Origin of the sequence: Tatumella sp. UBA2305 (assembly GCF_002345795.1) — a bacterium.
In the GTDB taxonomy this organism is placed as follows: domain Bacteria; phylum Pseudomonadota; class Gammaproteobacteria; order Enterobacterales; family Enterobacteriaceae; genus Tatumella; species Tatumella morbirosei.
Genome location: NZ_DDVT01000015.1, coordinates 441,453 through 462,020 on the forward strand (window position 1 = coordinate 441,453; position 20,568 = coordinate 462,020).

Sequence of the window (20,568 nt, forward strand, 5' to 3'; positions counted from 1 at the left end):
TATGCTGGCTCAGTTTTTTATTCGTCGCCCTGTTTTTGCGTGGGTCATCGCAGTCTGTATTATGATGTTCGGGGTACTGAGTATCAGCAAGCTGCCGATTGCCCAGTATCCGGATGTTGCTCCCCCGCAGATCAGAATTCAGGCAACTTACACCGGTGCCTCCGCTGCAACATTAGAAAGCAGTGTGACCCAGGTTATTGAACAACAGTTGACCGGGCTGGATGGATTGCTCTATTTCAGCTCCACCAGTACAGCCTCAACCGGGCAGGTTGAAATTCAGGTCACTTTCCAGCAGGGAACAGACCCGGATATCGCCCAGGTTCAGGTACAGAACAAAGTTCAACAAGCGGAAAGTCGCCTGCCTACTGCAGTAACTGACCAGGGGGTAACCGTTGAAAAAGCCCAGAGTGACTTCCTGTTAGTTCTGGCTCTGTACGATAAAACCGATAAAAGCACCTCTTCTGACATTTCGGATTATCTGGTCAGTAATATGGAAGATACACTGGCGCGTGTGCCTGGTGTGGGTACGGTACAGGTATTTGGTGGTGAATATGCCATGCGGATTTGGCTCGACCCGGTCAAACTGGCTTCATATTCTCTGATGCCCTCTGATGTGGCGACTGCGCTGGAAGCTCAGAATACTCAGGTCTCTTCCGGGCAGTTGGGTTCACTCCCTGCCAGTAAAGAACAACAATTAGTGGCTACCGTTCAGTCACGTTCCCGGTTACAAACACCTGACCAGTTCCGCAACATTGTACTTAAAAGTAAAACTGACGGGTCTCTGGTTCATCTGAGTGATGTGGCTCGCGTCGAAATGGGCGATGAAGATTACAGCGCTAATGTACTGGCTAACGGCCATCCGGCCTCAGGAATGGCGGTTCAGCTTGCGTCCGGAGCCAATGCCCTGACCACCGCAGAGAAAGTTAAAGCGGCCGTTGAAACCTTCCGCAGTAGCATGCCGGCCGGATATGAAGTCGCTTATCCGATGGACAGTACCGATTTCGTCAAAATCTCCATCGAAGAAGTGGTAAAGACCCTGGTTGAAGCGATTATTCTGGTAATTATCGTGATGTTTGTATTCCTGCAGAACATCCGCACCACCTTAATCCCTGCTATCGCGGTACCGGTCGTTCTGCTCGGGACGTTTGGCGTATTAGCCGTATTTGGTTATTCCATCAATACCCTGACGATGTTCGGGGTAGTGCTGGCCATCGGGCTGTTAGTGGATGACGCCATCGTGGTAGTCGAAAACGTTGAACGTGTGATGCGCGAAGAAGGACTGTCACCCCGGAAAGCTACCCAAAAATCGATGAAAGAAATCACTGGCGCATTGATAGGGATCGCGATGGTACTGTCGGCGGTATTCCTGCCAATGACCTTCTTCAGTGGTTCTACCGGAGTTATTTACCGCCAGTTCTCCATAACCATCGTCTCTTCAATGGTGTTGTCGGTCGTGGTGGCTCTGACCCTGACCCCGGCGCTGTGTGCCACTATTCTTAAACCTCATAACCATGAAAGCAGCTCGAAAGGCTTTTTTGGCTGGTTTAACCGGAGTTACGATAAAGTTCAGGCGCGCTATCAGAATGGTGTTGGTCGTGTCATTGCAGGTAAATGGCGTTATATGCTGGTCTATGGCGTACTGGTGATTGGATGTGCCGTCTTATATAACCGTCTGCCAACCAGCTTCCTGCCGACCGAAGATCAGGGTTATATTATGGTGCAGTACCAGCTGGCACCGGGAGCCACGGATAACCGTACCTCTGAAGTTCGTCGCCAGGTGCAGCAGTACTTCGCCACCAAAGAAAAAAATAATGTTAACGTCAGCATGCTGGTCAATGGTTTCAGCTTCGCAGGCAGTGGTCAGAATGCCGGTATCGGATTTATCGCTCTTAAAAACTGGAGCGACCGCCCGGGTGCTGCGAATACCGCAAATGCCATTGCGGCCAGGGCTATGGCAAACCTCTCTTCTATTCGTGATGCACAGATTTTCGTTCTGACACCGCCGTCTGTATCGGGCCTTGGTCAGTCTGACGGCTTTACTTTCGAACTCCAGGGACGTGGAGCAACCAACCGTGATCAGTTACTGGCCTGGCGTAATCAGCTGATTGCTGAAGCCAATAAAGATCCTGCAATGAGCGCGGTACGTGCTAACACCCTGCCCGACTTACCTCAGTTACAGGTTGATATAGATGACCAGAAAGCACAGGCACTGGGACTGACGATTAGTGATATCAATACCACGCTGGGAGATGCTATCGGTGGCGCTTATGTCAATGACTTCGTTGACCGAGGCCGTGTAAAGAAAGTCTATATGCAGGGCGATGAACAGTACCGGAGCAAACCTGAAGATATCGACAGCTGGTACGTTCGGGGTGAAGATAGTTCCGGCAATTCCACTATGGTGCCATTCTCAGCCTTCTCCAGTTCTCGCTGGACCTATGGTCCGGATGTTCTGTCTCGCTATAACGGCCTCTCCTCTTATGAAATTGACGGGTCTGCGGCTGCAGGTCAAAGTTCCGGAGAAGCAATGAATGCCATGGAAAAACTTGCGGCGAAACTGCCTTCCGGCGCGACTTTCTCATGGAGCGGACTGTCTTATCAGGAGAAACTTTCCGGTGGTCAGGCGATGTCATTGTATGCCATTTCACTGATTGTGGTGTTTCTGTGTCTGGCAGCACTGTATGAAAGCTGGGCTATTCCCTTCTCAGTCATGTTGGTTGTCCCGTTGGGAGTACTTGGCTCGTTACTGTCGGTAACCCTTCGTGGTCTGGAAAATGACGTTTACTTCCAGGTTGCGTTACTGACTATCATCGGACTGTCTGCCAAAAACGCCATTCTGATCGTCGAGTTTGCCGAAGAGAATTATCAGAAAGGCGAAGGACTGGTAAAAGCCGCTGTTCATGCCGCTGTGATGCGTCTGCGACCGATCATTATGACATCGCTGGCATTCACCGCCGGGGTATTCCCACTGGCGATTTCTTCCGGAGCTGGCGCTAACAGCCGTATCGAAATTGGTACCGGCATCATTGGCGGAACCATTACGGCAACATTACTGGCCATCTTTTTTGTGCCACTGTTTTTTGTTTTAGTGCGCCGCCGTTTTCCGGGCCTTCCGCATGATGACGAACCACAAGCCGCTGTTGATAAGGCAGGAGAATGACATGTCAGCAAAAGCCTTAATGCTATTTTTACCCTGCTTTCTGGTTGGGTGTGTTTCTCTGGATCCACACTATGATCGCCCTGCCGGAGCAGTCAGCAACAAAATGCCGGCCGGTGATGCGTATAAAACACTGCAGGATACCAGTACCAATAACTACCGCTCCCTGGCCTGGCGAGATTATATTCTGAATGATCAGTTGCGCCAGGTGGTTGCCATGTCTCTTAACAGCAGCCGTGACTTACGGGAAGCGGTCGCGAGTGTAAAAGCAGCTCATGCACAGTACGGTGAAGAACGTTCTTATCTGTTCCCGACAGTGACTGCCGGCCTAAGCGGCACAAGGTCACGGGCGTTAACCGGTGAAGGCAACCAGACTGCCCTCAGCAACAGCTATAGTGCTGAAGGAAGCATTAGTTCCTTTGAACTGGATCTGTTTGGTAAAAACCAGAGCCTGACCCGTGAGCAGTATGAGACGTATTTAAGTACCCTGGAAGGCGCCCGTAGTACACGACTGACGGTGTTATATAACACCGTCTACTACTGGCTGGTGCTGGCAGCCGATCGTAGTAATCTTGAGATTGCCAGACAAACTGCCGAAAGTGCCCGTCAGTCATGGGAGGTGACGAAAAAACAGCTGGAGCACGGTACCGCATCAATGGTGGATGTTTCTGCCGCAGAAACCACCTACCAGTCTGCAGCAGCCGATGTGGCCAGTTACACCACAGAGGTGGCTCAGGACAAAAATGCCCTGGATCTGGTGGTGGGGCAAAGTGTCCCGGAAACACTGTTGCCTAAGGATATTGAGTCGATAGGTCAGGCATTGCGGGAAGTACCTGGTGGTATTACCTCTGCGGTACTGGAGAATCGTCCGGATGTTCTGGAAGCAGAACATAACCTTAGATCCGCAAACGCCAGTATCGGCGCGGCCAGGGCGAACTTCTTCCCTTCCATCTCGCTGACAGCCAGTGGAGGTGTGGGTAGTTCTGAACTGAGTTCATTGTTTAAAAATGGCGCGGGGATCTGGTCATTTGCTCCCTCGATATCACTGCCCATTTTCAGTGGCGGGTATAATGTCTCTTACCTGAAATACACCAAGGCTGAAAAAGAGTTGTACGTAGCCACCTATGAGAAAACCATTCAGACTGCATTTTCAGAAGTGGCTGATGCTCTGGCCCGTCGCGGAACCATTGATGAACAGTTAGATCGTCAGCGGAAAAATGTGTCTGCCTCGCAGACCTATTTTCACCTTGCCGATTTACGTTATCGTAACGGGATTGATACTTACCTGGACGCGTTAACCGCACAGCGTACGCTGTATACGGCACGAACCAGTCTGGTCACCACTCAGGAAGCCTATTACGTTAACCTGATGACTTTATATAAAGTGATGGGTGGTGGTTCTGATCTTAAAGAATCTCAAATTAAGCAGTAAATGAAAGACAGCGGGATGAATAAATCTCATCCCGCTGTGACTTTTTCTCACAAAAAGAATAAGACATTCACCAGAAAATTAAGTATACCTGACGGGTAGTGTTTAACCCGGCAGATAAAAAGCATTAACATCGGAGTTCAACATAATGCAGGTAATCCCTTGAATAAACCTGATGACCAGTTAATCAAACGCCGCAGGGAACAGATAATCTTTTCCGCCAGTCAGTGTTTCAGCCGTACGGGGTTTCATGGTACCAGCATGGCAGATATTATTCAGCAGTCCGGACTCAGTGCCGGACAGATATACCGTCATTACTCCGGAAAATCGCTTATTATTAATGAATGTGTTCGCTATATCACTGAACGTTGGTGTGCGTTTTTATTAAAAAAACTTCCGGAAGAAACCAGAACAGATAACATAATTGATATTAACTCAGCATTCTGGAATGAATGGCCGGAGGAGCAACGCCGGTTATTAATTGAAACTTATTCAGAAGTTTCGCGTAACAGCAATATACGGCAGGTTGTGAACAGCGCAGAACAAAAACTAATATCCGACCTGGATGAAAAACTTTCAGTCATTTTCCCCGAAAGTTCACCACCATCACGCCGTCAGAAAATACTGTTGTTGTTGCTGCTAACGGATGGCGTTATCTGCCGGAGATTTGCAGATGACTCACTGAATAAAAAAGAAATGATCAGAATAAATAGCATATTTAGCCATCATATGAATAGCCATTTTCATGACAAGGTGTCTGATTAACTTCCCTGGCAATAGCATTGAAGAGATGCATGAACTCACCCGGAATACTGCTCTGCTTCATACAACGGCGGATGATTATTCCGTCGATGATCAATGACATCATATGAAGCCGGGTATTAATGATACTGGCGTCGACCCCGGGATAACGGCCCTGGGATTGTGCAATGAAATTTTGTTTAAGGTCAGTCCATGCTTCATCCATAATATGCTTTATCCGTTCATTTCTGGTTGACTCAGCCGACACCTCAATTAAAAGAATAATACTTTGTTCGACTTGTGGCGGCAGAAGATCATCTGCGGAAGAGATTTCCGGGAAAGCATGGGATATCTTTTCGAAGTCAGCATTTAATAACTGTTTCATTCGCTTTACGACATTCAGCACCAGCGCTTCAATGATGGCATCTTTATTTTTAAAATATTTATAAATCAGGCCGACACTGACATTAGCACTGGCAGCAACATTTTGAACCGAGGTCTGATGGAATCCTTTTTCACGCATGCAACGTTCCGCCGCTTGCAGAATTTTTTGTTCACTGTTCATCATTAACCTCATTCCAGGCGCGAGAATATAATTTCAATACCCACGGGTATAACATAAAAAACAGATAATAACCGGTTAGCAGTCGAAATAATACCTGGTCATAAATAAAATAAATCACTGTAAAATAAACAAAACAAGAAGTACCTTGCTTTAACGCAATCATTCAAAACTAAGGCCATGCAGCCATCTGCTGTCTGGCTCATTCTTTAGCGACGACGCCCTTTGGCCACTGAGGCAGACCAGTTAAAATCCGACACTTCGCTGGCTGACAAAGATTCCGGTTTTTTTCTGCGCACTGGTTTTTTGGCCTTATCTGCCAAAGCTTTTTGTTTGATGAGTTTCAGGCTCATCACTTGCTGCCTGGCATCGATCGTGAATTCTTTTTCCTTCTTACTATCTGGTTCTTTAGCGGTTCGCTGCCGGTATTTTTCGAGCAAAGAGTGATAAATCACGTCGATTTCCTCACGTTCCTGCGTAGTAAACTGGTCGATCGATATCATTTTTTTCTCGTTCATTACCTGCCCTACTCGCTGTCAGTTAATCCGGTGATGGTCAGCATAACATACAGCGACAAAAGAGTGACCAGAGTTATTCATCCACCCGGAGACTCTCCGGGCGGTTATACCGATCTCAGCGTCTGGCCAAAGCATGTGTTATCCAGCCAGTTCCCGGCGCCTTAATCGCAGGTTGCACCCTTAATTATACATTAATGTATGTTGTAACTAGATTGAATAGGGTGAAGTTATAAGACAGGACAACTGACTTTTTTGAGCAGGATCTGAGTAAAAAAAACTCAGGTGTGACATGGTTGCCCGCGCTATTACCCTACTGACAACTATCAATTGGCGGGACGGCAGGCTCAGCCTCACTGACAATATATTGGGCACAAACCGAATGTCAGACTCTCCGGCATAACTGATATGAATGTTTTATTCACTCATTAAAAGGAACTACCTGATGAAAACCAGAAGCTTATATCTGGCCTTGCTCTTTATTTCACCGGCATGTCTGGCGTTGTCTGCTGATGAAAACAATAACAATACCAGTCTGACACACGTCATTTCAGATTACCGGATTTCACTTGCATCACTCCCGTTGGATTACTCACAACTGGAAAAAGAACAGCGACCTGGCGTTCTCATACAGAGATATAAGCTGAATTCACAGGAGTGGTCTCCACAAGGCGTCGTTTCTCCGCAGCGCTGGCAGAATGGGGTGGATATCTATATCCCTGATTCCGCCAGAAAGAAAAATGCACTCGTGGTCATCAATGATGGTAGCAACAATAATGGTTCAGGGAGTCCTGTCATGCCGGACAACTTCAGTGAGGAAGAGCTTTCCCGAATTGCGGTAGCCACACGCACCATTGTGATATCTGTCAGTAACGTCCCTAATCAGGTGCTCACTTATCAGGGAGTCACGACACCTCTGGCTGAAGACGATAGCGTGGCGTATTCCTGGAAACTGTTTATGGGAGATGTTCAGAAATATCAGAATGCATCCCTGCACATCCCTATGGCGGCATCGGCATCACAAGCTTTCAGGCTGGCGAAGAACGAACTGACCTCCTATGGCATCACTAAATTTATGGTCACGGGCGCCTCCAAACGGGGCTGGGCCGCATGGCTGACAGCACTGTCAGACCCGGACGTTGATGCCGTGATTCCTTTTGTGATCGATCTGCTGGGGACTAAAAAGGCTCTTGAGCACATGTATCTGTCATATGGGAAAAACTGGCCTGTCGCCTTTTATCCGTATTATAAACAGGGCGTTGACCAGCAGATTGGTACGGATGAATTTGCAAGTCTGATGACTCTGGAAGACCCGCTCACTTATCTGAATACTGACCTGGAAGACCGACTGAATATTGATAAATATATTATTAATGCCAGCGGTGATGATTTCTATGTCCCTGACAACACTCAATTTTATTACGACCAGTTACCCGGTATAAAATCTTTGAGGGTTGTGCCCAACTCTACGCATAATGGAATTCTGTCCGTGACAGAGCAGTCACTTATCACCTTTGTTAATCGTTTTCAGGAAAAGCAAAAGATTCCTGAAATGACAGAAACAGTCCAGAACAGCGGGGATGGAAAAAAAACGCTGGCGGTCAGTTTCACGGAGCGACCGGCAAGCGTTTTGCAATGGACAGCCACCAACCCGGCTGCGAGAGATTTTCGTTATGCCTGCAATGTTAAATACAACTCAGTTCCCGTCAGGCTGACTGGCGGAGATGATACCGTCAATATTCCGCTGGTCACCCCCGACAGTGGATGGCAGGCGACTTTTATTGAAGCCACCTTCAGTGACGGATATGTCGCCACAACACAGGTGTATATTACGCCTGACGAAAAATATCCGGAAACTGCCCCACCTTCTGCTGGTGCGGCCTGTCAAACTCTTCCGGGACGGGGACTGACTCCGATACCCGTGACACAGTAATGACGCAATGACAGCCCTGATGTGGAAACCTGGTGGTATTAACTGCCAGGTATGTCGGATACCAATGTCGTATTTTGTATCATTGGTACACCTGCCCAGCCTGCAGCCAAAAAAAACCGGCAACGTCTGTCACCGGCTTGATTTACTCAGTGATTACTGATTTAGCAGTTGTGTTGCAGATTGCTGCACGCTATCCAGTAACTTCTTCACATCATCCAGCGTCACAATCGGGTTCAGCAACGTCATTTTCAGGCAGGTAATCCCGTCTGCTTCTGTTACCCCAACGTTAGCACTTCCTGATGCCAGCAATGTGTCACCAATCCGTTGATTCAGTAAGCCCAGAGCTGCGTCATCCACCTGTGTGGCAGGTACAAAACGGAACAATACACTGGCCAGTTGTGGCTTCATCACCAGTTGCAGAGACGGCTCAGTGCTGATGTATTCAGCAACCTGCTGTGCCAGAGTCACACCGCCATCGATAATTTCCGCATATTTCGTCTGCCCCAGCGCTTCCAGTCCCATCCAGAGTTTCAGTGCATCGAAACGACGGGTAGTCTGCAATGATTTAGAGACCAGGTTAGGCACGCCCTGCTCTTCATCAAAATCTGAGTTCAGATAGGCCGCCTGATAACGCATCAACTCATAGTGACGGGCATCTTTCAGCAGGAAAGCACCACAGCTGATAGTCTGGAAAAATTGCTTATGGAAATCCAGAGTGACTGAATCAGCCGCTTCCAGACCTTTCAGATAGTGACGATACTGTTCAGAGAGCAGTAATGCCCCACCCCATGCCGCATCTACATGAACCCAGATACCTTCACGGGCCGCCAGCGCCGTGATTTCAGGTAAAGGATCGATGGATCCGGCATCGGTGGTTCCGGCGGTCGCGACAATCGCCAGCACCTGCTCACCACGGCTTTTAGCTTCAGCCAGTTTCTCCTGCAGGTCATGAATATCCATGCGGGAAAAAGCATCGGTTTTTATCTGAGTAACCGAACGATAGCCCAGTCCCATCAGAGCCATATTTTTTTGCACCGAAAAATGGGCATGTTCTGAACAAAATACTTTGATTTTACTCAGGTCGCCGGGCAGCCCCTCCTGCTGAACAGAGTGCCCCTGGCGGGCAAAGTGAGCATCACGGGCCAGCATTAAGCCCATCAGATTACTCTGTGTCCCACCGCTGGTGAATACACCGGCATCTCCCGCCGGGTATCCCACACGCTCGCGCAGCCACTCAATCAGTTTGACTTCAATAATGGTGGCAGACGGGCTTTGATCCCAGGAGTCCATACTCTGGTTGGTTGCATTGATTAACACTTCGGCCGCCTGGCTAATCACCAGGCTGGGACAATGCAGATGCGCCACACATTGTGGGTTATGTACCGACAGACTGTCATGCAGAAATAAATCCACGGCACGCGCAATAGCAGACTCATTACCCAGCCCCTGAGGGGTGAACTGCAACTGAATGCGCTCGCGCAGTTCGGCTACGGTTTTCCCCTGATACATCTCTGGTTGTTGCAACCACTGTGCGACGGCCTTTGAACTTTGCTCAATGGCCGCCTGGTAGGCGGCAACACTTTCAGCCGATCCGCTAAGGATCGGGTTTAACTCTGACATACAGCGGCTCCGCTTAAGCAGGCTGAACACCGGCACTTAACAGCGCCTGCTCAAATTTATCCAGGAAAATGGCCAGCTCATCATTAGTGATCAGCAGTGATGGAAGAAGACGCAACACAGCGCCATGGCGGCCACCACGCTCCAGGATCAGTCCCTGTTCAAAGCATTTCTTCTGCAGTAATGCAGAAAGTTCGCCATCTGCAGGATAACTTCCCAGATGATCGGCGGCTTCATGCGGCTTAACGATTTCAATACCAATCATCAGGCCGGGTCCACGAACCTGACCAATCACCGGATAACGCTGCTGTAAAGATTTCAGTTTACCGGTCAGCCATTCGCCCTGCGCGGCAACTTTGTCGGCAATCTTCTCTTCTTTCAGGATCTTCAGCGTCGTCAGACCGGTCGCCATCGCCATCTGGTTTCCACGGAAAGTCCCGGTATGATGGCCCGGGGACCAGACATCGATCTCTTTTTTAATCCCAAGAACTGCCAGTGGCAGACTGCCACCGACGGCTTTGGACATCACAATAATGTCAGGTTCGATCCCGGCGTGTTCGAAAGCGAACAATTTACCGGTACGGGCAAATCCGGCCTGCACTTCATCCACAATCAGCACAATACCGTGTTCACGGGTCACTTTACGGATACGTTGCAGCCACTCTACCGGAGCAGGATTAACACCGCCCTCACCCTGAACGGCTTCAAGGATGACAGCCGCAGGTTTACGCACACCACTTTCAACATCGTTGATCAGGTTTTCGAAATAGTAGCTGAGCGCTTTAACACCGGCTTCACCACCAATGCCCAGCGGACAGCGGTACAGGCTTGGGTAAGGCATAAACTGAACTTCCGGCATCAGGCCATCAACCGCTTCTTTCGGTGACAGGTTACCAGTCACTGATAAGGCACCGTGAGTCATGCCGTGGTAACCGCCGGAGAAGCTGATCACACCGCTACGACCGGTGGCTTTTTTAGCCAGTTTAAGTGCCGCTTCTACGGCATCTGCACCGGAAGGTCCGGTGAACTGCAGGCAATAGTCTTTACCTTCGCCTGGTAACAGCGAAAGCAGATAGGCTGAAAACTCATCTTTTAACGGAGTCGTCAGATCGAGGGTATGTAACGGTAAGCCACTGGTAATGACACTTTGGATGGCCTGAAGCACTTCCGGATGATTATGGCCCAGAGCCAGCGTTCCGGCTCCGGCCAGACAGTCCAGGTACTGTTTATTATCTGCATCAGTAATCCACACACCCTGCGCCCTGGTAATGGCTAAAGGTAACTTACGTGGATAGCTTCTGACATTTGATTCGAAACCGGCTTGTCTGGACAGAAGGCTTTCATTGCTTTGCGGTAATGAATTAGCGCTCAAAGTATTAATACGGACTTTATCCGTCATCATATCTCTCCTACAACCCGGACCGCGTATTGGCCGGATTGGATAATAGGTTAAAAAAGTATGTGTATAAAACGCGGCTAATATAGTTTTTTTTACCCCCGGGCTCAATAGTTAATTTTCGTAGATAATCAAAACATATTTATATAAATCAATGACAAAAGCTTTAGTGGTCTAATATGAATATTTTGTTGCTTTGTAACTAATCGTGTTCAGGAGTGATTCAGTTGTACATTCCGTGCGAAACGGCATACAAAAACAGCGAAATACCCCGGGGTTTAAGTCGGTTAAATCCTCACTGATAAACTTTCCCCCCTTACCTGGCATGCGGGATACTACCATTCGCTAAACAATCGGTACTAATGACTGAACAGCCAGGATAAACAATTATTTTAGGCAGTTAGCTGAGGATGACCGGTGTTAAAGAAACTTACCGTAACTGTTACGATCAATAACTCATCATCCCTGGTCCCGACCGTTAAATTTACCCGGGAATATATAGCGTGTCGCGGGACTGAGAAATTTCGAATAAGTCACCACGGCAGACTAACTCCAGGTCTGACGACGAATCAGTCCAGTCATCACTGGCCCCGGCCGTTGAATTTACCCAGTAATTTATAGCGTGTCCCGGGATAGAGAAATTTCGAATAAGTCACCACCGTAGACTGACTCCAGGTCTGACGACGAATCAGTAAACAAGGTTCCCTGTCATCGATTTCCAGCAATTGCTGCTGTTCACTATCTGCCATGACTGCCTCAACGATATGTTCTCCCGCCGACAGCGGTGCCACATTCATCAGATAGGTGTAGGGCGTTTGCGTCTGGTAATCATGGTTGAGGTAGTCTGGTGCGCCCTGTGGATTCACCAGCCGGTCTTCCAGTTGCACTGGTACACCATTCTCATAATGGATAATCCGTGAGCTAAACACGTTTTGCCCTGCCCGAAGTCCCAGCAAAGCTGCCTGTTCAGCACTGGCCCTCACCTCCGCAAGCCAGATGGTCCGGCTGGTATGCTGATGGCCGCGCATTTTGATCTCATCGGCAATATTGTGCACTTCCAGCATCTCGGTATAGCCTTTGCTTTCGGCAACAAAGGTTCCGACCCCTTGCATTCTTATCAAAAAACCTTCGCTGGTCAGTTCACGCAGCGCACGATTGATGGTCATTCTGCTGACCCCCAGACTACTGACCAGCTCATTTTCGGACGGTATTTTAAGGTTAGGTTTCCAGATACCCTCAGCGATCTGACTGATAATAGCCTGTTTTACCCGCTGATAAATCGGTGCCGGCAGATCACTCATCGCATCAGTCAGCTGTGTAATAGCATTTTTCCCGGTCATAGTATTTTTTCCTGTATCGCGTTTTTATTGCTATTTCCTGTCTGCGGAAGTCAGGCCAATAATCTTTCCGGTATGTCAGCTTGTCCTGCCCCGCTTTGCCGCACACTGCACTGTCGTGGAGCGGCTTTCAGCCAAAGTGCCCCGCCCCTGAGATAAGTGTTGCCACACACTAGCAGGCCACACCTGAATCATCATGGCGCATCTCTTGCATAGCAGTGAGCTGGTTGTCTACACATGTTCAGACAATACCGGCCAATGAGTAACGCTGCGGATGTTTATGCAAAACGGATACCGATAGCGGAGGTATTCAGGGAATTCATTACGCATCTGCTGGTTATCAGCCACACATCACCACTTAATATCCTGACTCCTGACCCCCGTCGTCTTTCAGGAACACCCAACAGACAGAGGCTGAATATAATTACTATGATTCTTAATACTGACGATCTGCGTAACGAAGCAAAACGCGTACTGCCAGGATTTGTTTTTGATTACGTTGATGGCGGGGCCGGGGATGAGAAAACCCTGCAAATTAACCGTCGCACCTTTGACCAATGGCTGTTTGCACCGTCGGTGTTACGTGATGCCAGCCAGAGGGACCTTTCTGTCACTCTCGGCCGTAGTCGCTTATCAGCTCCATTGCTGGTTGCCCCCACGGGTTATAACGGGATGCTGCGCCATAATGCCGACCTGATGCTGGCTCAGGCTGCTGCACAGGCGGGTATCGGCTATATACAAAGTACCGTGTCCACGGCCCCGATAGAGTCCGTCGCGGAAGCTTCGTCAGGCGATCGTTGGTTTCAGTTATATGTTCTGAAAGACCGTCAGGTGACCCGGGATCTGATAGAACGTGCTACTCACGCCGGCTGCTCCGCACTGGTAGTCTCCGTGGATGCGGTTCATTTTGGCAACCGTGAAAGGGATAAACGCTATTACCGGCGGCCAATGAAGCTGTCGTACCGCGCTATGGCAGGGGTCGCCCTGAAACCCCGCTGGTTCTGTACAACGCTGCTCCCTGCCGGGATGCCCGGATTTGGTAATCTGCTGCCTTATCTGCCCCCGCAATACCGTAAAGGCGCTGGAGGAGCAGGATATTTTGCCAGTCAGATGGATACCAAGCTGGACTGGGAAACCCTGAAATGGATACGCTCACTGTGGCAGGGCGATTTATACATTAAAGGATTAATGACCCCGCAGGATGCCCTGCTGGCAAAAAGCATCGGTGCCAGCGGTATAGTTATTTCAAACCACGGCGGCCGCCAGCTCGATGGCACACTCAGCCCACTGACCGTGCTTCCTGAAATCCGACGCCAGACAGGTCCGGATTTCACCCTGCTTATCGACAGCGGCTTTCGCCGGGGTACCGATATCGTCAAGGCACTGGCGCTGGGCGCTGATGCGGTGTTACTCGGGCGGCCATTACTCTATGCACTTGCTGTTGGCGGCCGGGCGCAACTTGACCGGACCCTTAACGCACTGATTGACGAGACTTCCCTGACACTCGCGCAACTCGGCTGTACAACGCTGCGTGAACTGGGTCCTGAATTACTCTATACCCCTACGGGTCAGAGTGCCGCCAGATAACCGCCATCGACATAAAGTATCTGGCCTGTGATATAGCGTGCCGCCGCTGAACTTAAAAACACGGCGGCCCCCTGTAAATCATCAGTTTCACCAAATCGCTGCAACGGGATTTTCTGTTGCATGGTTTCACGCCACTGGCGGTCACGGTAGAACACTTCAGTGAGTTCAGTTTCGAAATAGCCGGGTCCAATGCCATTAACACGAATCCCTCGTCCGGCCCACTCGGTACTCAGTGCACGGGTCAATCCTGCCAGCCCGGATTTGGAACTGCCGTAGGCTGCTGCGCCGGCGACACCCACCTGGCTGGTCAGTGAACAGATATTGATAATGCTGCCACCACGCCCCGCTGCCAGCATCGACTTAGCAACAGCCTGAGCACAAAAAAAGGCGCCTTTCAGGTTGGTTCCGACTATAGTGTCCCACAGCTGTTCCGTGGCATTTTCAGAGGCACAAATCTGTTCTGTACCTGCATTATTTATCAAAATATCAATCGCCCCGGCAGCAGCAATCGCAGTTTCGATAGCCGGAGTATCCGTCACATCCAGTACGATGCCATCAGCGCGATATCCCTGACCGCGTAGCAGGTCTACGGCCTGATCGACACTCTCCTGGTGCCGGCCGCTAATCACTACCGTAGCACCTGCCTCTGCCAGGCCCGTGGCAATCGCCAGGCCAATACCTCGCGTCGCACCGGTAATCAATGCACGCTGACCATACAGCGAGAAAGGGTTAACGCTGTTCATGGTGAATCACCGTGTTGAGGTTGTTGAGCCATTCACTGAAATCATCCTCGCCTTCACTGCCCAACATGACAGCCACTGATAAACCGATCGCAGAGCTGACCGGATTGTGTTGTGCCGCCGCTCCGGCACGTAAATCCATCACCAGGGTAGGACAACAAAATAAAGCCAGCCGGATAATCCGTTGCCAGTCCTCCGGCAGCCAACCCTTAGCTTTAAGCGCCGCCAACAGCGGTTTCCAGTACAAATCGCCTTTGCTGGCCAGAAACGCTTCGCGCAAAGGGGTGAGTTGCCAGTTGTGAGTCACGTTAATCTGATTGTTCTGCAAAGAAACCGTGACAGTGTAACGTCTTGCCGCATCCTGTGGTTCGTACAGCCAGCATGGGTGGGCGAAAATATTATGAAACGTCGCTTTAATCTCAGCCAGCAGTGACGGAATCGCACTCCCGGCAAAGGCCGGATCAAAACTGACCAGACGGGGTGGATCCTCCTCCTCGTACCAGACATTGGCGTTATGAGCATCCCCATGAGCAACCACCACTCCCTGCCCGTTTAGGTAATCCGGATTCAGCCGCCGGCCGGATTCGAGAAACAGTGATTCCAGGCTATGGGGATATAACACGCCGTTAATACACCACTGCATATCTTTCAGTTGCTGCCACTCAATCTGCTGGTCACCCAACTGAAAAGTTTTGCCGGTGTAAAATTCCGCGACCCTGCCCCCCAGCCCCGGCGTGACTCCGTCAGAGATCAGCCGGTGATAAAATAACTGATGAATGGCTTCACCGCTGATTTCTTCTGCTGTGGCCTGTCGCAATGTCGGCAGAGTTTGCCTGAACAGATGTTCATCCGCTTCACGCTGTGCCAGCACTATCGGTGGTATCGCCTGCCAGTCATGCCGGGTTTCAATGTCGCGGCAGACATCGGCCAGTCGCCGGTCGTTGCGCAGGCTATACAACAGAATCTGACGGCCAGGCTCACCACAGGTAAACACCGGTACATCGACCGCAAACCCATGCTCCCTTAATAATTCCGCACGGTAATATTCCTCAACCGTGCTCTCCTCACCTTCTTCATGGTGATACTTAAAAAAGAAGGTCTGCTGATCGTCCAGAGTGACCCGACCGTTCAGCGAATTAAGGCTGTACTGATCACGGTTTATCGTCAGCGATAGCGCCTCACGACCGGTTACTTCGCTGATCAGTTGTTTCAGCTTTTCTGCGGCCACCTGCCACTCCCCTTGTCGGGTCAATAACCGGGCTTCGGCAGCCAGCGGCGGTCGTTGCTGCTCACTCATTATGACTGCCCTTCAGTAATCCCCGACGGATATCAGATACCGCCAGTGCATGTCCCGGGAATCCCTCATATTCAGCAAAACGTTTGGCATTCGGGGCCAGAGTCTGATAACCCGTCGGGGTCACCCAGGCCACAGATATCCGCTTCATATAATCAAACACCGACAGAGGCCCTGCCGTTTTCGCCGCGCCATTGGTCGGCAGTACCGCATTCGGGCCCAACATAAAGTTACCCAGGGTGATTGGCGTATGCGGGCCAAGTAAAATCTCACCGGCATTGCGGATACGCATCATCACTTCCATCGGTTCACTGGCCAGAATTTCCAGATGTTCCGGAGCGTAGTTATTGACAAACGCTATCGCCGTGGCGAAATCTTTAGTTAAAACCACTCCGCCGTGAGTACCGCCCAGCACTGCCTGCGAGAAACCAGCGCGCTTCTCGCCAATGGTCTGCCAGTAACCCGGCAGTGCTTCGATCGCTTCACGGGCAACCCTTGGACTGGACGTCACCAGATAAGCGGAAGAGTCCGGACCGTGTTCCGATTCAATCAGCAGATCCAGTGCTGCCAGCGCTCCGTTTACCGAATCATCGGCCAGGATAATACTTTCGCTCGGGCCAGCAGGAACGCCGGGATCGATAAGCCCTGACAACTGGCGTTTAGCTGCCACCACCCACGGGCTGCCGGGGCCCACAATTTTCAGGCATTTAGGTACGGTGTCTGTACCGTAAGCTACCGCCGCAACCCCCTGGGCACCGCCGCATTTGTAGATATCTTTAATCCCCACCAGCCGTGCGGCCACCAGCGTAGCATCATCAACCCGCCCATCCGGCCCCGGAGGGGTAATCACTACCGGCAGTGGAACCCCGGCGACTACCGCCGGAACGGCTGTCATGATCAGCACACTGGGAAACGAACCCTTACCCCGCGGAACATAACAGGCAACGGAATCGATCGGTACATGGCGGTCACCGGCAAATGCGCCGGGTAACATCTCTTTAAACCACATCTCTTCGGGTTTTTGCGCTTCATGAAAAGCGCGAACATTAGCCACCGACAGCCGCAGAGTTTCGACAACCTCAGGGTCCATGCGGGCGAATGCCTGTTCAAATTCTTCTTCGGTGGCTTTCAGAGAAAAACGTTCCGGGACCACACCATCAAATTCACGGCCATAGCGGATTAAAGCTTCATCCCCTTCGGTCCGAACCGCTTCGATAATCGGCTTAACCTTTTCGGTAAAAAACGACAAATCAGATTCAGTCCGGCGAAACAGGTGCGCCGGTAATTCATCGGCCAGTGAAAGATCGTGAAAAGAAACAGTCATAACCCATCCTTAATTTTAATAAACGGTAGAGTGCTGATGGATACGTTGCAGGACTTCGTGCTGCAGATCGGTAAATTCAGGGGTGCGGTTAATCCCTTCATGGCGAGGCCGCCGAAGCCCTACGTCAAAAGTGGTATCAATATGGCCCTGGCCCATAACCACTATCCGGTCAGACAGCCAGACCGCCTCTTCAATATCATGAGTGACAAACATCACGGTCAGGCGGTGCTTCTCCCAGATTTCGATCAGTAACTGCTGCATCTGATGACGGGTCATCGCATCCAGCGCACCGAAGGGTTCATCCATCAGCAGGATTTTCGGCCGGTAAGACAGCGCTCTGGCGATGGCAACGCGCTGTTTCATCCCGCCGGAAAGCTCACCCGGCCAACGGTCAGCGGCAGCGCCGAGTTTCACCAGTTCCAGATGCTGCTGAGCAATCTCACGACAGTCACGGGCCGGGGTACCGGCGGCTTTCAGGGCAAATTCGATATTGCCCCGGGCGGTCAGCCAGGGAAGTAGCGTATATGACTGGAAAACCACCCCGCGATCGAGCCCCGGTCCGGTAATCGATTGTCCGTCAACCCGCACGTCGCCGCTGTCAAACTCTTCCAGTCCTGCAGCAATCGATAACAAGGTACTTTTTCCGCAGCCGGAGGCGCCTACCACAGAGACAAACTCATTATCATTCAGCGTCAGATTGATTTCGTTCAGTACCCGACGACGGGTTTTACCCACAGGAAAGCTCTTTTCAAGCTGATGAAGTTCGAGGGTGGCCATTAAGAACGCCTCCGGTTGTAGCGAAACAGAATTCGCTCGGCACCACGCATCAACTGATCGGTAATCAGTCCCAGAATGCCAAGCAACAGGATGTAGCCGATAATGGTATCGGTCTGGAAATAACGCTGAGAGACCACAATCCGGTAACCCAGTCCTGAAGTGGAAGCCACCAGCTCAGCCAGTACCAGCCATGTCCATGCCCAGCCAAGACTGATACGTAACGCATCCCAGATAGCCGGGAGTGCAGAAGGAATCACTATCCGCAACAGGATCTTATGGTCTGGCATACCCAGTGTTCTGCCCAGACCGACAAAATCTCCCGGAACGCGTTTCACCGCATCCATCATCATCAGTACCTGCTGGAAAAAGGTACCAATCCAAATCACCAGAAATTTCTGGCTGTCGTCGGTCCCGGTCCAGAGGATGGTTAACGGGACAAAGGCCACCACCGGCATATAACGTATAAAATCGACCAGTGGCTCGAAAATCGCCTTAAATAATCCATAACAGCCTGCCAGTACCCCGATAACAATCGCCATTACCGAAGAAATAGCAAAGGCGATAATAATCCGGTACAGACTGCTGCCAATATCACTCAGTAAGGTACCATTCAGGGCCAGGGCAACCATTCTGTCCCAGACCCGGTCGATACCCGGCAGGAAAATCGGCTTAACATAACCCCCGGAAGTCGCCAGCCACCAGGCCAGCAACAGGAAAACGAACACTGCCACCGAAATTGATAAAAACTGTGTCCGGGAGGGTGTTTTTCCGATAGTCAGCAAATTGCCGCGTTTTTTACGCACTGGCTGACGCCGCGGTAACTGCGGTTTAGGGGTGTTCATAAAGACTCCACACAAAGGCAAAACTCTGCCGGTTTCCGACAGAGTTACAGACAAGAAGAACTAGGGTGCATCGACAAAGCTGGCATCGATACTTTGTGCCGGGGTCACCGGAGCACTGACAATACCGGCTTCGGTCGCCGCTTTCAGGATGTGCGGGAAGGTTGTGGTAGTGAAATCATGTGACAGTATTTTTTTATTATCCGCCAGTGAATAGTAATGGATTCCATCAAACGCCGTTTTCAGATCATCCGGAGAGGCGCCTACGGCTTTAGAAATCACCGCACGTCCTTCAGTGGTATGGGCATTATAGTAATCAAGCGCCTCTCCCCACGACTTTATCAGCGCCTTAATCTCTTGCGGATGAGCCTTAATATAGTCATCACGCACCACCAGCACGTCACTGATAAGCCCCGGATCCGATGCTCCACTATAGATCACTTTCAGGTCAGGGTTACCTTTGCGGGCCACCGTCAGATAAGGTTCATAGGTGACGGCGACCGGGACGCGTCCGGCAATAATAGAATCCCCGGCGGAAGCGGCTGGCATCGGCACCGGTTTAATATCTGAATATTTCAGGCCGGCGGCAGTCAGTGCGCTGCGTAACAGAATATCGCTGGTACTACCTTCTTCATAGGCCACCTGCTTACCTTTCAGGTCTTTGATTCCTGCCACACCTTTACCTGCCAGCATGGCATCTGCGGTATTGCTCTGATCGAGCATCATCACGATTTTTACCGGCAGTCCGGCAGAAATCATCCCCATTGCGGTATGGGTGGCAATATTGGCTACATCAATCTGCCCGCTGGCCAGGGCTGCGTTAATATCTTTATCTTCAGTAAAATTAATGATGTTGACCTTTTTCAGGCCTTGTTTCTCAAATATGTTCTGACCGGCAGCCACATACCACTGCCCGTAACCGAGCCAGGGTTCGATACCCATTTTAACTTCAGTGGTATCCGCTGCCTGCGCTGCCGTGGCCGACATCCCCATTGCCCCAGCCCAACACAGCACAGCCACTGTTTTTGTTAAATTACGCACTGAAAACATAAAGGTACCTTTCCATCAGAGTCAGCAGAAGACCGGGGTTATCCGGCCATGTATAGACAATCCCATGCAAGCAGAATGCCAAATCTTCACAGCCTGCCTGCGTAGGTAACCGGCCTGTATCAGGCAGAATCTGAGCGCAACAAATGCTCCTGTAAAGTGCATTGCACTATCAGGATCGGGCATCGGAGCCAGGTTAATCGTTCGGGAAGGAGGAGAATGGCAGAGTTGCCAGCAGTAAAGAGGCAACATCACGCAGCTGTTGCCAGAACC

The 20,568-nt window shown here is 50.5% G+C and carries 16 protein-coding genes; 5 read left to right on the forward strand and 11 right to left on the reverse strand.

What is annotated here, in order from left to right; genetic code table 11:
- Window position 1 precedes the first annotated feature (1 nt).
- The 3 genes from B3Z23_RS08410 to B3Z23_RS08420 all read left to right on the forward strand — a co-directional run bounded on the left by B3Z23_RS08410 (window position 2) and on the right by B3Z23_RS08420 (window position 5,351).
- Window positions 2-3,160, forward strand: coding sequence for an efflux RND transporter permease subunit (locus B3Z23_RS08410; RefSeq protein WP_294906741.1), 3,159 nt, complete (start codon window positions 2-4; stop codon window positions 3,158-3,160).
- 1 nt (window position 3,161) lies between these two features.
- Window positions 3,162-4,589, forward strand: a complete 1,428-nt coding sequence (locus B3Z23_RS08415) for an efflux transporter outer membrane subunit (RefSeq protein ID WP_294906744.1) — start codon at window positions 3,162-3,164, stop codon at window positions 4,587-4,589.
- A 159-nt stretch (window positions 4,590-4,748) separates the two neighbouring features.
- The gene (locus B3Z23_RS08420; protein ID WP_294906747.1) at window positions 4,749-5,351 is read left to right on the forward strand and encodes a TetR/AcrR family transcriptional regulator; all 603 of its coding nucleotides are present in this window, start codon (window positions 4,749-4,751) and stop codon (window positions 5,349-5,351) included.
- On the opposite strand, the gene B3Z23_RS08425 is transcribed toward B3Z23_RS08420, so the two are convergent.
- Complete coding sequence (locus tag B3Z23_RS08425; RefSeq protein WP_294906750.1) at window positions 5,305-5,895, reverse strand: TetR/AcrR family transcriptional regulator; 591 nt, start codon at window positions 5,893-5,895, stop codon at window positions 5,305-5,307. The two genes, B3Z23_RS08420 and B3Z23_RS08425, sit on opposite strands and share 47 nt — an antisense overlap.
- A 203-nt stretch (window positions 5,896-6,098) precedes the next feature.
- Complete coding sequence (locus tag B3Z23_RS08430) at window positions 6,099-6,407, reverse strand: hypothetical protein (RefSeq protein WP_294906753.1); 309 nt, start codon at window positions 6,405-6,407, stop codon at window positions 6,099-6,101.
- A 442-nt stretch (window positions 6,408-6,849) separates the two neighbouring features.
- Here B3Z23_RS08430 and B3Z23_RS08435 point away from each other — a divergent pair, with 442 nt between their 5' ends.
- Window positions 6,850-8,337, forward strand: a complete 1,488-nt coding sequence (locus B3Z23_RS08435; RefSeq protein WP_294906756.1) for a PhoPQ-activated pathogenicity-related family protein — start codon at window positions 6,850-6,852, stop codon at window positions 8,335-8,337.
- 153 nt (window positions 8,338-8,490) lie between these two features.
- Here the strand turns inward: B3Z23_RS08435 and B3Z23_RS08440 are convergent, their stop codons facing one another.
- The 3 genes from B3Z23_RS08440 to hutC all read right to left on the reverse strand — a co-directional run bounded on the left by B3Z23_RS08440 (window position 8,491) and on the right by hutC (window position 12,690).
- A complete protein-coding gene (locus tag B3Z23_RS08440) occupies window positions 8,491-9,957 on the reverse strand; it encodes a pyridoxal phosphate-dependent decarboxylase family protein (protein WP_294906759.1) in 1,467 nt (488 codons plus the stop codon).
- Between the two features lie 13 nt (window positions 9,958-9,970).
- Entirely contained in the window at window positions 9,971-11,356 is a 1,386-nt protein-coding gene (locus B3Z23_RS08445; RefSeq protein WP_294906762.1) for a diaminobutyrate--2-oxoglutarate transaminase, read from the reverse strand.
- A 575-nt stretch (window positions 11,357-11,931) separates the two neighbouring features.
- Window positions 11,932-12,690 carry a histidine utilization repressor gene (hutC, locus tag B3Z23_RS08450; protein ID WP_294906765.1) on the reverse strand — a complete coding sequence of 253 codons (759 nt, stop codon included), beginning with the start codon at window positions 12,688-12,690 and terminating at the stop codon, window positions 11,932-11,934.
- A gap of 426 nt (window positions 12,691-13,116) precedes the next feature.
- On the opposite strand from hutC, the gene B3Z23_RS08455 reads away from it, so the two are divergent.
- Window positions 13,117-14,274 (forward strand): alpha-hydroxy acid oxidase, encoded by a 1,158-nt coding sequence (locus tag B3Z23_RS08455; RefSeq protein WP_294906768.1) that lies wholly within the window; start codon window positions 13,117-13,119, stop codon window positions 14,272-14,274.
- On the opposite strand, the gene B3Z23_RS08460 is transcribed toward B3Z23_RS08455, so the two are convergent.
- Genes B3Z23_RS08460 through B3Z23_RS08485 form a run of 6 tightly spaced genes read right to left on the reverse strand, consistent with a single transcriptional unit; the run spans window position 14,256 to window position 20,235 of the window.
- The gene (locus tag B3Z23_RS08460) at window positions 14,256-15,017 is read right to left on the reverse strand and encodes an SDR family NAD(P)-dependent oxidoreductase (RefSeq protein ID WP_294906770.1); all 762 of its coding nucleotides are present in this window, start codon (window positions 15,015-15,017) and stop codon (window positions 14,256-14,258) included. The two genes, B3Z23_RS08455 and B3Z23_RS08460, sit on opposite strands and share 19 nt — an antisense overlap.
- A complete protein-coding gene (locus tag B3Z23_RS08465; RefSeq protein WP_294906773.1) occupies window positions 15,004-16,311 on the reverse strand; it encodes a hypothetical protein in 1,308 nt (435 codons plus the stop codon). Before B3Z23_RS08465 ends, B3Z23_RS08460 begins: the two co-directional genes overlap by 14 nt.
- A complete protein-coding gene (hisD, locus tag B3Z23_RS08470) occupies window positions 16,304-17,632 on the reverse strand; it encodes a histidinol dehydrogenase (protein WP_294906775.1) in 1,329 nt (442 codons plus the stop codon). The genes B3Z23_RS08465 and hisD overlap by 8 nt, the downstream gene beginning before the upstream one ends.
- 15 nt (window positions 17,633-17,647) lie before the next feature.
- The gene (locus tag B3Z23_RS08475; RefSeq protein ID WP_294906778.1) at window positions 17,648-18,409 is read right to left on the reverse strand and encodes an ABC transporter ATP-binding protein; all 762 of its coding nucleotides are present in this window, start codon (window positions 18,407-18,409) and stop codon (window positions 17,648-17,650) included.
- Window positions 18,409-19,251 (reverse strand): ABC transporter permease, encoded by an 843-nt coding sequence (locus tag B3Z23_RS08480; RefSeq protein ID WP_294906781.1) that lies wholly within the window; start codon window positions 19,249-19,251, stop codon window positions 18,409-18,411. Before B3Z23_RS08480 ends, B3Z23_RS08475 begins: the two co-directional genes overlap by 1 nt.
- Before the next feature lie 60 nt (window positions 19,252-19,311).
- Window positions 19,312-20,235: an ABC transporter substrate-binding protein gene (locus B3Z23_RS08485; RefSeq protein WP_294906784.1), complete on the reverse strand. Its 924-nt coding sequence runs from the start codon at window positions 20,233-20,235 to the stop codon at window positions 19,312-19,314.
- Window positions 20,236-20,568 lie beyond the last annotated feature (333 nt).